At 50.3% G+C, this 13,525-nt stretch carries 10 protein-coding genes; 8 read left to right on the forward strand and 2 right to left on the reverse strand.

Annotated features, from left to right (window positions below; genetic code table 11):
- Position 1 precedes the first annotated feature (1 nt).
- From CSR04_RS18760 to CSR04_RS18795, 8 genes are all read left to right on the forward strand, one after another.
- The gene (locus CSR04_RS18760) at positions 2–1,207 is read left to right on the forward strand and encodes a TIGR03087 family PEP-CTERM/XrtA system glycosyltransferase (protein WP_102797857.1); all 1,206 of its coding nucleotides are present in this window, start codon (positions 2–4) and stop codon (positions 1,205–1,207) included.
- Positions 1,197–2,636, forward strand: a complete 1,440-nt coding sequence (gene xrtA, locus CSR04_RS18765; RefSeq protein ID WP_102797858.1) for an exosortase A — start codon at positions 1,197–1,199, stop codon at positions 2,634–2,636. Before CSR04_RS18760 ends, xrtA begins: the two co-directional genes overlap by 11 nt.
- Positions 2,626–3,768, forward strand: coding sequence for a TIGR03088 family PEP-CTERM/XrtA system glycosyltransferase (locus CSR04_RS18770; RefSeq protein WP_102797859.1), 1,143 nt, complete (start codon positions 2,626–2,628; stop codon positions 3,766–3,768). Before xrtA ends, CSR04_RS18770 begins: the two co-directional genes overlap by 11 nt.
- A gap of 12 nt (positions 3,769–3,780) precedes the next feature.
- On the forward strand, positions 3,781–5,685 hold the full coding sequence (locus tag CSR04_RS18775) for an XrtA/PEP-CTERM system amidotransferase (protein ID WP_102797860.1): 1,905 nt from the start codon (positions 3,781–3,783) through the stop codon (positions 5,683–5,685).
- On the forward strand, positions 5,682–6,887 hold the full coding sequence (locus CSR04_RS18780) for a TIGR04063 family PEP-CTERM/XrtA system glycosyltransferase (protein WP_102797861.1): 1,206 nt from the start codon (positions 5,682–5,684) through the stop codon (positions 6,885–6,887). Before CSR04_RS18775 ends, CSR04_RS18780 begins: the two co-directional genes overlap by 4 nt.
- Position 6,888: 1 nt before the next feature.
- Positions 6,889–8,085, forward strand: a complete 1,197-nt coding sequence (locus CSR04_RS18785; protein WP_245921740.1) for a glycosyltransferase — start codon at positions 6,889–6,891, stop codon at positions 8,083–8,085.
- The gene (locus CSR04_RS18790) at positions 8,082–9,434 is read left to right on the forward strand and encodes a phenylacetate--CoA ligase family protein (RefSeq protein WP_102797862.1); all 1,353 of its coding nucleotides are present in this window, start codon (positions 8,082–8,084) and stop codon (positions 9,432–9,434) included. The genes CSR04_RS18785 and CSR04_RS18790 overlap by 4 nt, the downstream gene beginning before the upstream one ends.
- 79 nt (positions 9,435–9,513) lie before the next feature.
- Positions 9,514–10,827 (forward strand): putative O-glycosylation ligase, exosortase A system-associated, encoded by a 1,314-nt coding sequence (locus CSR04_RS18795; RefSeq protein WP_102797863.1) that lies wholly within the window; start codon positions 9,514–9,516, stop codon positions 10,825–10,827.
- A gap of 5 nt (positions 10,828–10,832) precedes the next feature.
- On the opposite strand, the gene CSR04_RS18800 is transcribed toward CSR04_RS18795, so the two are convergent.
- A complete protein-coding gene (locus CSR04_RS18800) occupies positions 10,833–11,999 on the reverse strand; it encodes a glycosyltransferase family protein (protein WP_102797864.1) in 1,167 nt (388 codons plus the stop codon).
- Positions 12,000–12,009: 10 nt separating this feature from the next.
- A complete protein-coding gene (locus CSR04_RS18805; protein WP_102797865.1) occupies positions 12,010–13,497 on the reverse strand; it encodes a lipopolysaccharide biosynthesis protein in 1,488 nt (495 codons plus the stop codon).
- Positions 13,498–13,525: the final 28 nt, after the last annotated feature.

Consider the following 13,525-nt stretch of genomic DNA (forward strand, 5'->3'; position numbering starts at 1 on the left):
GATGAGCAAGGAGCCACTGCTATTTTTGTGTCACCGTATTCCCTATCCGCCAAACAAAGGGGACAAGATTCGTTCCTTTAATATTCTCAAAGAATTGAGTCAACACTACGACATTCACCTGGGGAGTTTGGTGGACGACCCGCACGACTGGCAATATCAGGATGTTCTGAACAAGTACTGCAAAGATGTTTTTCTGCGGCCACTCTCGCCTCTGTGGGGAAAGCTTAAAGGCCTGTTTGGTATGTTGCTGGGGAAGCCGATTTCATTGACCTACTTCCACGACAGGCAGTTACAAGCCTGGGTAAGCCGCAAGCTTGCTGGCAGAGATATTCGTAAAGTATTTCTATATAGCTCGGCCATGTGCGGCTATGTGGAAAGTCAGGCAGACTTGCACAGGGTGGCGGATTTTGTCGATGTGGATTCCGATAAATGGCGCCAGTATGCAGAAAAAGCCACGAATCCCCTGATGAAAGCAGTATATAGATTTGAAGCCAGAGCTCTGGCCGCCTATGAGCGGCGCATCACCCGGGCGTTTGATGCGGTGAGTTTTGTCTCAGGCGAGGAAGCGGTTTTTTTTGCCCGGACCTTGCCCGCTGAGTCTGCCAACAAGGTGTTTGCATTCCCAAATGGGGTGGATACCGAGTTTTTTAATCCAAGTCTTGTCTCCACGTCCCCCTTCAATTCGCCTTATTTAGTGTTTACCGGCGCCATGGATTACTGGGCTAATGTAGACGCGGTTGTCTGGTTTGCCAGCAAAGTATGGCCTGCTATTCACAAGCAGCATCCGCAACTGCAGTTTGCCATAGTCGGGGGTAATCCTACCGACAAAGTTAAACAACTGGCAAATACAGCCGGTGTTGTGGTAACCGGCAGAGTCGAAGATATCCGCCCTTATATCACGCATGCGCTTTTCGCTGTGGCACCGCTGCGTATTGCCAGGGGGATTCAGAATAAAGTGCTGGAAGCTATGGCCTTGAGTAAAACAGTGGTGATGACACAAATGGCCGCCGAAGGCATACAGCTTCCATCGGGCCAACTTCCGCTGATACATGACGAAGCTAATGCGTTTACAGACTGTTGTCTGCAACTGTTGGATAGTCCTGATAAGGCGCAGGAGACGGCACTGGAGAATCTGCATTGGATTCGAACCCATTATCAATGGCAAGCTGTGATGGACAAGCTGATAGAGAAGTTAAATGATGCGTAGTCTGAAACCTGGCCATCAGTTGTTGGCGTTGATGTTGTTGGTGTTTGGCCTGTGGCTGGCACTCTTTTTCCCTACCATAAAAGAAACCGTGTTAATTTGGGAGCGATCGGAGACCTTTGCTCACTGCTTTCTTATCCTGCCTATTTGTATTTACCTGATTCGGCGAAACTGGCCGGCTATGATGGAACACCAGGTCAAGGGCAACTACTGGGCGTTGTTGGTCATTGTGGCATTTCTGATGCTTTGGTTGTTGGGGAGCCTGGCGCAAATTGCGGCTGTTGAACAATTTGCCGTGTTTGCCTTGCTGCCGCTTTTTTACTGGTTAGTGCTGGGCAACCAAATCTGTCGTGTGATGCTGTTTGCCTTGCTGTTCTGGATGTTCAGCGTGCCTGAAGGCGAGTTTCTTATCCCCTGGTTGCAGGACATTACGGCCGATATTACGGTGGCCACGCTCAGACTGGTGGATATTCCGGTGTTCCGGGACGGACTTTACATTGCCGTTCCTGGTGGTTTGTTTGAAGTGGCAGTAGCCTGTTCTGGCATTCGTTACCTGATCGCCTCCTTTTCATTGGGTACGCTGTTTGCCTATTTGACCTATCAGAAATGGCATAAAAGGGGAATTTTTATCGCATTCTCATTGGTATTGCCGATTTTTGCCAATGGGTTACGGGCTTTTGGGATTGTGCTAATCGCCTACTTGTCTGACATGAAATATGCCACAGGTGTGGATCATCTTATTTATGGCTGGGTATTTTTCGGTCTGGTTATTTTTATTATGTTCAGCATTGGCAACCTATGGCGAGACCCCGAGCCAGATATGCCAGAGCAGCGTCCTGTGCAGGGGGCAGGTAAACATAGCCTTTATCCTTTGCCAGCACTGCTGGTGTTGAGCTTGGCAGCTATTTTGTATCATCAATCGGCGCAGAACCTGGCACCTGCGCAAGAGCCTGTTTACCTCACGACATTGCCGGGCTGGCAAAGTGAGAACGCACAAGGCTGGTATCCGGATTTTCATAATCCCAGCAGTATTCGTGTCGAACACGAAGGCCAGATGCAAGCGTTCTATATTTTTTACAATCGTAATGACAAGTCTGTAGAGTTAATCAATAGTCTGAATCAGCTTTATCCCAGAATTTGGTCCAGAGTCTCAACTTCTGCTCAACCTGGTTATCAGTTGCTGCAGATTACCAATTCGATTGGGCAACGCCGTTGGGTGGCGTATACCTATATAACAGCCTGGCAGCAATCACCCAGTACATTGGAGATAAAGCTGGGCCAGGCACTGCAGGCATTTTTGGGGCAGGTGCAGTCTGGTATTGCGCTGATAGTGTCGGCACCTGTCAGTGCTTACCCCACGCAGGCCGAGTTTGCTGAAGCAGTACAACCTTGGTTTGAACAGGGTACACGGGACAAACTGCATGATCTCTGAACCTGTGCATATTGCCCATGTGATTTACCGCTTTGATACCGGCGGCCTGGAAAATGGCGTGGTTAATTTGATTAACCAACTGCCCCAGAATAAATATCGGCATAGCATTATTACCCATAAGGGCATGAACCCGGATTTTGCGGCGCGAATCAAAACCGATAATGTACGTTTTTACGATCTTGCCAAGCGGGATGGACAGGATTGGGGGCTGTATCGACGCCTGAACCACCTCCTTAAAGATCTGAAACCGGCGCTTTTGCATACTCGCAACCTGGCCACCATTGAAAGTCAACTGGTGGGCTGGTGGCGGGGCATTCCTCTTCGCATTCATGGTGAGCATGGCTGGGATATGGCGGATGTTGGTGGCACCAACCCTAAATATCAGCGCTTGAGACGTTTGCTCAAACCTTTTATTCACCACTTTATTGCCCTGTCCAGTGAAGCCAATCAATACCTTATTGATAAGATTGGTGTGCCGGCCGGGAAAGTCAGTCATATCTGCAATGGGGTGGATTTTGACCGTTTTGCCGTTGCGCAAACGCCTCAGGGGGCAGTGCCGATGGACTTTTTTGCCCATACCGGGCTGGTGTTTGGCACAGTGGGAAGACTGGCTGATGTGAAAAATCAGCGTTACCTGGTTGAGGCCTTTGCCAAATTGGTAGAAAACCTGGGGAAAGAAGCTGATGCGCTGCGTCTGATGCTGGTGGGGGATGGTGGCACCCGCACCAAGCTGGAGAGGCAGGTTCAGGAGGCTGGACTGGCCAAACAAGTATGGTTTGCTGGCGACCGGGCCGATGTGCCAGCCATGATGCAAAGAATGCAGGTATTTGTACTGCCTTCACTGGCAGAAGGTATTTCCAATACGTTTCTGGAGGCCATGGCCAGCGGCTTGCCGGTTATCGCCACTGATGTGGGAGGCAATCCAGACCTGATGCCACCAGAACATGTGCAAACTAATCTGGTGCCGGTCAATCAGGTGGATGCTCTGGTGAGCGCCATGATGCGCTATGCCCGGCATCCGGCACTGGCTGCTCAGGAAGGCCTGCAGGCAAAACAATACTGCCATCGCCAGTTCAGTCTGGCTAATATGGTGGAAAAATATCAACAACTTTATCAACGAGCAGGGCGCTGAGGACGGATTGGCATGTGCGGAATAGCAGGTATTTTTCAGCTTGGTGAACAGGGGCAACCTGACCCGCAAATCTTGTCTGTGATGAACGACAGGCAGCAACATCGGGGCCCCGATGCAGGTGATTATTTCTTTGATCCCGGCGTGGGGCTGGCGCACAGACGTTTGTCCATCATTGATCTGGAAGGCAGTCCGCAACCCATGTTGAGTGCTTGCGAGCGCGCCTGTGTGGTGTTTAACGGTGAAATCTATAATTTTCGTGAGTTACACAAGGAATTGTCAGCCAAGGGCTATCAGTTTAAAACCCATGGTGACACCGAAACCATTCTGAATGCCTGGCTGGAATGGGGCGAAGACTGTGTGCATCATTTGCGCGGTATGTTTGCTTTTGCTATCTGGGACAGGCAGCAGCAGTGTCTGTTTATGGCCCGCGATCGCCTGGGCATCAAGCCCATGTACTACAGCCTGTTGAGCAATGGCGAGCTGGTGTTTGGCTCTGAACTAAAAGTGCTTAAGCAGCATCCGCTGTTCGATAACAGATTGCGCGAAACCACCCTGGAAGATTATTTTACCTTTGGCTATGTGCCAGAACCTTATACGGTGTATGAGCACAGCTATAAACTTTCTCCGGGGCACTGTATGCTGGTGCGCCGCGGTATGACTGAACTGCCTGAGCCACGCCAGTACTGGGACATACCTACCGACTGGCAAGCACCACTAAGCGCAGACGAAGTGCAGGAACAGCTTATCGACCGGTTAAAAGAAGCGGTGGATATCCGTCTGGTGGCCGATGTGCCCCTTGGCGCGTTCTTATCCGGTGGGGTGGACTCCAGTGGCGTAGTGGCGCTGATGTCACAGTTGCAATCCGATCCAGTCAACACCTGTGCCATCGGCTTTGATGTTAAGGCCTTCAATGAAACCGAATTTGCCCAGATGGTGGCTGACAGGTACCAAACCAATCACCGAGTGGAAACTGTCAGTCAGGACGATTTCGACCTGATTGATAAACTGGCCGACCTGTATGATGAGCCCTATGCAGACAGCTCTGCCATTCCCACTTACCGGGTCTGTGAGCTGGCAAGAAAACATGTAACGGTGGCGCTGTCCGGTGACGGTGGGGATGAGCTGTTTGCCGGCTATCGCCGCTATAAGATGCATTTGCATGAAGAGCGGATGCGCAACATGTTGCCTCTGGGCTTGCGCCGGCCTTTATTTAAGCCGCTGGGCAGTCTTTACCCTAAACTGGATTGGGCGCCAAAGTTCTTGCGCGCTAAAACCACCTTTCAGTCTATGGCCATGGATACTGTGCAGGGATACCACAACTCCATGTCCATCCTGCGCGCCGACGAGCGGGCTAAACTGTTTTCCTCTGAGTTCCAGCAACGTTTAAACGGTTATAGTTCCCTGGCTGTATTTGAGCGTTATGCCGATAAGGTCAAGCACTTAGACCCAATGAAAATTGCCCAGTATCTGGATATGAAAACCTATCTGGTGGGCGACATTCTGACCAAGGTGGACCGGGCTTCCATGGCCCATTCATTGGAAGTGCGGGTGCCAATTCTGGATCACAAATTTGTTGAATGGGCATTTAAAACTCCGTCAGATCACAACCTGCATAATGGCATTGGTAAGTACTCCTTTAAAAAAGCCCTGGAACCTCACTTGCCGCAAGACGTGCTATATCGCAAGAAAATGGGTTTTTCGGTGCCGCTGGCGGACTGGTTCCGGGGGCCATTGAAGGCACGCTTGCAGGATAATCTGTTATCACGGCAAATGCGTGAATCCGGCTACTTTAATACCGCGCAGGTGCAAAAGTTGATTAATGATCATGTCAGTGGACTGCGTGACAACAGCGCCTCACTTTGGACTATGATGATGTTTGAGTCATTCTTACGTCAACAAACAGGACCTGGCGTATGAAAATCCTGCACGTGCTTGATCATTCCATTCCTTTGCATAGCGGCTATACCTTCCGTACCCGGTCGATCTTAAAACAACAACATGCGCTGGGGTGGCAGACCTGCCATGTGACCAGCCCGAAACATGGTGCCTTTGAGCAGGACGTAGAAGAAGTCGACGGGCTGCGGTTTTACCGGACGCCGGTGCCAAACGGCTTGCTGAGTAAAATCCCGGCATTAAATCAGATGGCACTGATAAGCCCTATGCGTAAGCGTATTTTGCAGGCCATTGAGGAAGAAAAGCCGGATATTATCCATGCTCATTCACCGGCGCTAAATGGCGTGGCGGCGCTGCAAGCGGCACGTAAAGCCGGATTGCCTATGGTGTATGAAATACGGGCATTCTGGGAAGATGCTGCAGTAGATCATGGCACCTGCAAAGAAGGGGACTTACGCTACCGCCTGACCCGTAAACTGGAGACTCACGTGGTTCGTCAGGCCGATGCGGTGACGACCATCTGCGAGGGGTTGCGTAAAGATCTGCTGGCACGTCAGATCCCCAGCGACAAGATCACTGTGATCCCAAATGCTGTAAATATCGAGCAATTTAATCTTATTCAAAACAAAGACCCCAGTCTGCTAGCCGAGCTGGGCCTGCAAGGGCAGCAGGTTTTAGGCTTCATTGGTTCTTTTTATGCCTATGAAGGCTTGGATCTGTTGGTCAGAGCCATGCCACAGATCCTGGCGGGCAATCCCCACACCATGTTACTGCTGGTAGGTGGCGGCCCGCAGGAGCAACAACTGCGTCAGCTGGTCAATGAGCTGAAATTACAGGCCCATGTGCTGATGCCTGGCAGGGTGCCGCATCAGGATGTATCGCGCTATTACAGTCTGGTGGATTTGCTTGTATACCCACGTAAATCCATGCGCCTGACCGAACTGGTGACGCCCCTTAAACCTTTGGAAGCTATGGCGCAGGGAAAACTACTGCTGGCTTCAGATGTAGGTGGACACCGCGAACTGATTGAAAACGGTAAGACCGGCTGGCTGTTTGCCAGCAACGATATTCCTGCCCTGGCGGATAAAGTCCGGGATATTTTTTCCAGCCAGGTGCAATGGCCGGCTGTTATTCAGCAAGGTCGGGCCTATGTGGAAGGGCAGCGAAACTGGGGGAACTCAGTACAGGCTTACACCCCGATTTACCAGCGTATTCTGAAAGCCTGACATGCGAATTCTTGTACTTAGTTCATTGTTTCCCAGCAGTGTCAGGCCCCAGGCCGGGTTGTTTGTGCGTGAACGCATGTTCCGGGTGGCAAAACATGCTGACCTGGAAGTCGTAAGCCCGGTCCCCTGGTTTCCCGGTCAGGGTTTACTCAGACTGGTTAAACCCGGCTATCGCCCTCAGCCCGCGGCGCTGGAGGAGCAAAATGGTATTAAGGTACATTTCCCCCGATTTTTGTCGTTGCCCATGCTGGGGCGAAGATTTGATGCCTGGATGATGGCCAGATGCTGTCGGCGTTTGATAAAAAAATTACATCGGCACAAGGCCATTGACCTGATCGACAGCCACTTCACTTATCCGGATGGTCTGGCCGCGACACAACTGGCAAAAATGTTGGGTTGCCCTGTGACTATTACCTTGCGAGGTACCGAGCTGTCACATAGCCGCGACCCGTCAAGATGTAAGCAGTTACTTAAAGCCTGGCAGGCAGCGGACAAGCTCATCTGTGTGTCTGACTCTCTGCGTCAACTGGCCATTTCACTGGGGGCCCCGGCGGAGAAACTGGTGGTGGTAGGTAATGGCATAGACACCGAGAAGTTCAAGGCCTTAAACAAGGCTGAAGCGAGACACAGCCTGGGTATTGATGAAGACGCCAGGGTGTTGGTTACCGTTGGCGGCTTAGTACCACGCAAAGGGTTTCACCGGGTAATAGACTGCATACCGACACTGCTGAAATCCCACCCCAAACTGATTTATCTGGTGGTAGGGGGGGCCAGTGCGGAAGGCAATTATGAACCACAGTTGCGTAAACAGGTACAAAACCTCGATCTGGAAGAGCAGGTCAGGTTTATGGGGCCGTTGCCACCTGACAAACTCAGTTTACCGCTGTCTGCGGCGGATGTGTTTGTGTTATCAACCGCCAATGAAGGCTGGGCCAATGTGATACTGGAGGCGATGGCCTGTGGTACCCCTGTTGTTGCCACCGACGTAGGCGGTAATGCAGAAGTGGTGCGCCAACCGGATACCGGCACCATTGTTCCTTTTGATGACCATCAGGCGTTATCGGGGGCTCTGGGCAGCGCACTGGCGCATGCCTGGCAAACACAAATGATTGTCGACTATGCGGCAGATAACCACTGGGATAAACGGGTGACGCAGTTGATCGCTATCTTTGCACAACTAACCCAGGAGCGCAGATGACCGGGATTTACACCAAGCTGGTTTCCAGCTGTCTTTTTCCTTTGCATGAAAGGCTTAAAAAGCACGATACGGTCAGAATCCGGCGTAATCTGGAAGCCAGTCAGTGGTGGACGCCTGCGCAACTGCAACAAGCCCAGTCGCAGCGCCTGGCTAAATTTATACAGACTTTATATCAGCATGTGCCTTACTACCGGGAAGTGATGAATGAACGCGGACTGACACCGGCAGATATTCAGTCCTGCACCGATTTGGTGAAGCTGCCGTTTTTAACCAAGGCGCTGATTAGGGAACATTTCGATGCGCTCAAATCAGATATCGCCGGACCTTTGCAACGTTTTAACACCGGTGGCTCCAGCGGCCAGCCGCTGATTTTTCTGCTGGGCAACGAGCGAGTGTCTTATGACGTGGCAGAGAAGTGGCGTGCTACCCGCTGGTGGGATGTGGATATTGGCGATCCCGAAATAGTCGCATGGGGGTCTCCCATTGAGCTGGGAGCTCAGGACAAAGTGCGTTTGTTCAGAGATAAACTGTTCCGCTCGCAGCTCATTCCTGCTTTTGATATGACCGAAGATAAACTGCTGGGCTTTATCAATAAAATTCGCCAGGTCAGACCTAAGATGTTGTTTGGTTACCCCTCGGTATTTGATTTGATCGCCAAAACCGCGGAAAAGCAGGGCATCCGGCTGGATAATCTGGGTATCAAGGTTGCCTTTGTTACCTCTGAGCGTTTGTATCCCTATCAACGTGACAATATTTCGCGGGTTTTTGCCTGCCCGGTGGCTAATGGTTATGGTGGTCGTGATGCCGGATTTATTGCCCACGAATGTCCTTCTGGTGGTATGCATTTGTCCTATGAGGATATTGTGGTGGAAATCGTCGACCCACAAGGGAATCCGCTGCCTGCCGGTCAAAGTGGTGAAATCGTTGTGACCCATCTTGGCACCAGCGAGTTCCCTTTTGTTCGTTACCGTACCGGCGATATTGCCAGCTTGTCAGACCAACGCTGTGCTTGTGGACGGGGACTGCCGATGTTGGAGTCTATCGAGGGTAGGAGTACGGATTTTGTGGTGGCGGCTGACGGTACGCTTATGCATGGCTTGGCGCTTATCTATATCTTGCGGGATATGGCGGGCATTGAAGCCTTTAAAATTACCCAGGAGACCTTGCACATGACCCGGGTACAGGTAATTGCCAAAGACAATTTAACCGACGATATGGTGTTGCAGATTCAGCAGGGCTTTAAGGCCCGGCTAGGTGATGATGTGCAGATTGAGGTGGAGCCGGTAAATGAGATTGCACCGGAAAAATCAGGTAAATACCGTTATGTGGTTAGTAAGGTTGCGCCATGATTGATAGTTTGTTTTTGCTGGCGGATATTCTGGCGGTTTGCTATCTGTTTTACTGGGCCAGCAAGCAAGGAGAAGGCGAATGAGGGATATCTTCTTCGTAGCCTTTCTGTTTTATGCCATCTATTTCACTATTAAGCGCCCTTATATCGGAGTGGCGGCCTGGATATGGATTGCCCTGACCGCTCCAGCGGAGTGGGCATTTGGCTTTTCCCAGACCTTCCGGCTCAACTTTACCATAGTGCTGGTGACCTTGCTGGCATACATGTTCCACAAGGAAAAACCCAAGTTTCAATTTACCTCTCTACACTTTTGGGTGTTTGCTTTTTGGTTTTGGATGCTGGTGTCCAGTGTGTTTAGCCTGCGCTTCGACAATACCTACACCTGGGACAAAATGATCGAATTTACCAAAGTGGTGGCACTGTTTTTATTTATCACCATGACGGTACGGAAAAAACACGAAATTGACACTCTGGTATGGGCAATTGTCCTATCGATATCCGCCTATGCTGGGATGGAAGCCCTGAAGTTTGTACTGTCCGGGGGGGGACACCGTATTATCGGGCGGGCCGGCATCATCATTGACCGTAATGATTTGGCGGTGGCCATCAATATGTGTTTGCCTTTTGTTATTTATCTGTGGTCGCAGACCCAACATAAAATACTGAAGCTGGGATTATTGGGGCTGGCGCTGCTTAATGTGGTTGCCATCGTTGGTACTTATTCACGTGGGGGCTTTATTGGTCTGTGTATTTTGGCCATTGCGTTCTGGCTTAAATCCAAGCGAAAGATTGTGCTGATGTTGTTAGCCCTTATTGTATTGCCTGTTGGCTACAGCTTTGCCCCGGCTGAGTGGAAGGACCGACAGCAAACTGTGGAGTCTGCTGCGACGGAAGACGGCTCCTTTATTGGCAGATTATGGGCATGGAAAATTGCCACCTTAATTGCCCTGGACAACCCCATGACCGGGGGGGGATTTAAAGCCACCACCGACCCTATTCTATGGTCTACTTATGCCCCTTATACGCCGCATTTCGGTCCGATAGAAACCCCGCCTATTCCGCCCGAGCTGACCCCCAAGGCGGCACATAATATCTATTTTCAGGTATTGGGTAGTGCTGGCTTTGTCGGATTAATGTTGTTCGGCTGTATGCTGTTGTCGGTGTTGTGGCAAAGTTTCAGGAACAATGCGGGGGGTAGCAAGGGCGACAGCAAAATGACCCTGGCATCGGCAATCAGCTTGTCGTTGGTAGGCTACGGAATTACCGGGTTGAATGTCAGCCTGGCCTATTTTGATTTGCTTTATGCCATTGTCGGCCTAGTGGCAGTGATGGCCAGCAATGCAGCACTGGCCAGAAAGCCGGATGCGGTAGCGGCACAAAGACGATTGGGCTGATATCGTTATTTTACGGTATCAAGCAGCTCGGCAATTTGCGCGACTCTTGTCATCCAGTCCTGCCGAGACGCATACTCAAAGCCCGCTTCGGTTTTGTGATAATTCCCGGCAATAATCCCGTCTATTCGTTGTTGCCACTCAGATGGCGTGGCTGCAATATCCACGTAGTGCTCAATACCAGGCACCGACGGCAGAGGGCAACTGACCACAGGTTTTTTGACTGCCAGGTACTCATTCAGCTTAAGTGGATAGGCATGTTGTGCCCATAAGCTGGGTGAGGTGTCATAACACATCAACAAGCAATCCATCGTTGCCGCAATAGCTGGCAGTTCCATATGTGACTTTGGCCCGTGCAACTGCACATTGGGCATGGCTTTTAACTGGTCAAATGCTGCTTGTTTTGCCCCCATCTGGCCTACCGGGCCAACCAGGTGAAGAGTCGCATGGCTGATATGCTTGGCTATCCATAGCAAGGCATCCATATCCAGCTTAAGATTGATACTGCCAATATAGGCAATATTGGTTTTTTGTCCGGTTCTGGGCCTGTTGTCAGTAGCCGCATAAGCAGAGAAGTGAGCGAAGTCGACGCCATTATGCACTGTTTCCACTTCGGCTCGGCCATAGGTCTGACCAAGCTCAGAGCTCACCCCCACCGAAGGCGTAATCACCAAGTTAGCGCTTTTCATCAGACGGGCTTCATTGTGCCTTAATTCCTGACTGAACTCGCCTTGTTTGGAAAAATTATCATAGGGGTGATAGACCAAAATATCATGGTCGATAACATCCATATAAGGGCTGTAGGCAGGGTGGAATATATATAGTACTCGTTGTTTTTGTCTGTTGGTATAACGGCTTAAACGCTGACCAAAATGTCGCATTGCCCATCTATCCACAACCGGCAGCTTAGGCATTCTGAACTGCAAACTGGACGGTAAATACAGTTGCACATTGTCGGTATGTTGGGTGCGACCTGTAGGCTGTTTGAATAAGGCTGCAGGAGAAGGTAGCTGCCAGCTGTAAGGTAAACCATTGGAATACAGCACCTCGGCGAATTGCCCCATGCGTGACAGCAATTGCTGCCTGTTCATCCATTGTGAAAACCAGGGGTTGGGAGCTAACGCTATCATGCTAAAGGCCGCCAGCTTGTTTAAACTATCACTTTGGTGCTGCATTGATATCTCCTTACCGGTGCCTGATTTTCTGTATCAGCATATCTTGGATGTGGCGTTCCGGGCCGTCAGGGCGGCCTTGCACCAGCCATAAACCCAGGTTTGTCAGAACATAAATAACACCGCCGCATATCAGCAACAGCAACAGCTCTGTTATTGACGCAGATGCGGGCGGCGTAACAGGCACCGAAATGCTGTGGTAAAACAGCTTTGCACAGCCCAGGTACATCACCCCGGCACTGACTAGCGGGCGAAAGATACAGCCAAGATAATGCCAGATACTAAGCTTCAGACTGATACAAATAGCCCCGGTGAAAACGGGGAACATCATAATGCTGGTGGCCAATACCGCATAAGCGGCACCGATGTATCCTTGTGCGGTGATAAGATAAAACATCAGGCCTAACATCAGGCTGACCCTTAAGCCCAGCAATGCCGTGGTGTATTTGGGTTTTCCCATGGCCATAAACACATAACCCACATTAGTGTTAAGGCAGATAAAAGCACTGGCAAAGGCCAGGATATGCAGTATTGGTATCACTTCTAACCACTGCTCGCCCAACACAACAGGGACAAATGTCGGTGCTATCAGGGCCAGTCCCAGACTGGATGGAATCCCCACCATGGCAATGGATGACAAAACCTTAGTATACAAGGCTTTCAGTTCAGACTTGTTATGGGCTACCTTGGCATAGCCTGGATAGGTTGCCCGGTTTACTGAAGCAACAAATTCCGTGCTGGGCAGGTTGGCGAATTCATCACCAACATTGTAGTGCCCCACATATTGCACACCAGCCAGCTTGCCGATAATCAGGTCTTTCGCCTTCAGGTTCATATAGGTCAGTATATTGTTAATCAGCAACCAGCCGCTAAAGGCATAGAGTTCTTTCCATTTAGACAAACAAAATGCCGGGCGATAGTGGCTCATCATATAAGAAAGGCTCAGCCGTATTAGTGCATTGAACAGCATGCCAATGGCTAGTGCCCAATAGTTTCGCAGGATAAAGGCCAGTATCAGGGTCACCACTACTGACAACACTTTGGTGGTAAATTCAAAGGCAAATTCACGCTTGAAATTTAATTCCTTACGAAAATTCACCGTGCCAATATTAGTCAGGCCATTAATGACAAACATCACTGACAGACAATACACCAGACTGCTTACCCGGCCATCCTGATAAAAATCGGCCAACGGTGCGGCCGCAAACAACATAAGTAGGCAAGCTAACAGGCCAAACAAGGCTTTAATGGTCCAGGAGGTATTGTAATGACTCTCATCGGCTTGTTGTTTTTGAATCAGAACCAGATCAAAACCAAATGCATTAATTAACTCAATCAGGGCAAAGGCCGACATCACCAGAGCTATCAGGCCAAAGTCTTCCGGGGCCAGCAATCTTGCCAGCACAATAGTGCTCACTAATCCCAGGGATTTAACCGATAATCTTAACGCTACCATCAGCATGGCGCCCGACAGTACTTTACTTCCGTGGGATGATTCCATTTAACCTTGAATATGTTGAGTAAAAAGC

Source organism: Bowmanella denitrificans (assembly GCF_002887595.1).
GTDB classification, from domain to species: Bacteria; Pseudomonadota; Gammaproteobacteria; order Enterobacterales; family Alteromonadaceae; genus Bowmanella; species Bowmanella denitrificans.

What these genes read in the sequence shown, in the direction of transcription:
- CSR04_RS18780 (WP_102797861.1), top strand. Translation starts at nt 5,682, where the DNA reads ATGAAAATCCTGCACGTGCTTGATCATTCCATTCCTTTGCATAGCGGC.
- CSR04_RS18795 (WP_102797863.1), top strand. Translation starts at nt 9,514, where the DNA reads ATGAGGGATATCTTCTTCGTAGCCTTTCTGTTTTATGCCATCTATTTC.
- CSR04_RS18800 (WP_102797864.1), bottom strand. Translation starts at nt 11,999, where the DNA reads ATGCAGCACCAAAGTGATAGTTTAAACAAGCTGGCGGCCTTTAGCATG.
- CSR04_RS18760 (WP_102797857.1), top strand. Translation starts at nt 2, where the DNA reads ATGAGCAAGGAGCCACTGCTATTTTTGTGTCACCGTATTCCCTATCCG.
- CSR04_RS18785 (WP_245921740.1), top strand. Translation starts at nt 6,889, where the DNA reads ATGCGAATTCTTGTACTTAGTTCATTGTTTCCCAGCAGTGTCAGGCCC.
- xrtA (WP_102797858.1), top strand. Translation starts at nt 1,197, where the DNA reads ATGATGCGTAGTCTGAAACCTGGCCATCAGTTGTTGGCGTTGATGTTG.
- CSR04_RS18805 (WP_102797865.1), bottom strand. Translation starts at nt 13,497, where the DNA reads ATGGAATCATCCCACGGAAGTAAAGTACTGTCGGGCGCCATGCTGATG.
- CSR04_RS18790 (WP_102797862.1), top strand. Translation starts at nt 8,082, where the DNA reads ATGACCGGGATTTACACCAAGCTGGTTTCCAGCTGTCTTTTTCCTTTG.
- CSR04_RS18770 (WP_102797859.1), top strand. Translation starts at nt 2,626, where the DNA reads ATGATCTCTGAACCTGTGCATATTGCCCATGTGATTTACCGCTTTGAT.
- CSR04_RS18775 (WP_102797860.1), top strand. Translation starts at nt 3,781, where the DNA reads ATGTGCGGAATAGCAGGTATTTTTCAGCTTGGTGAACAGGGGCAACCT.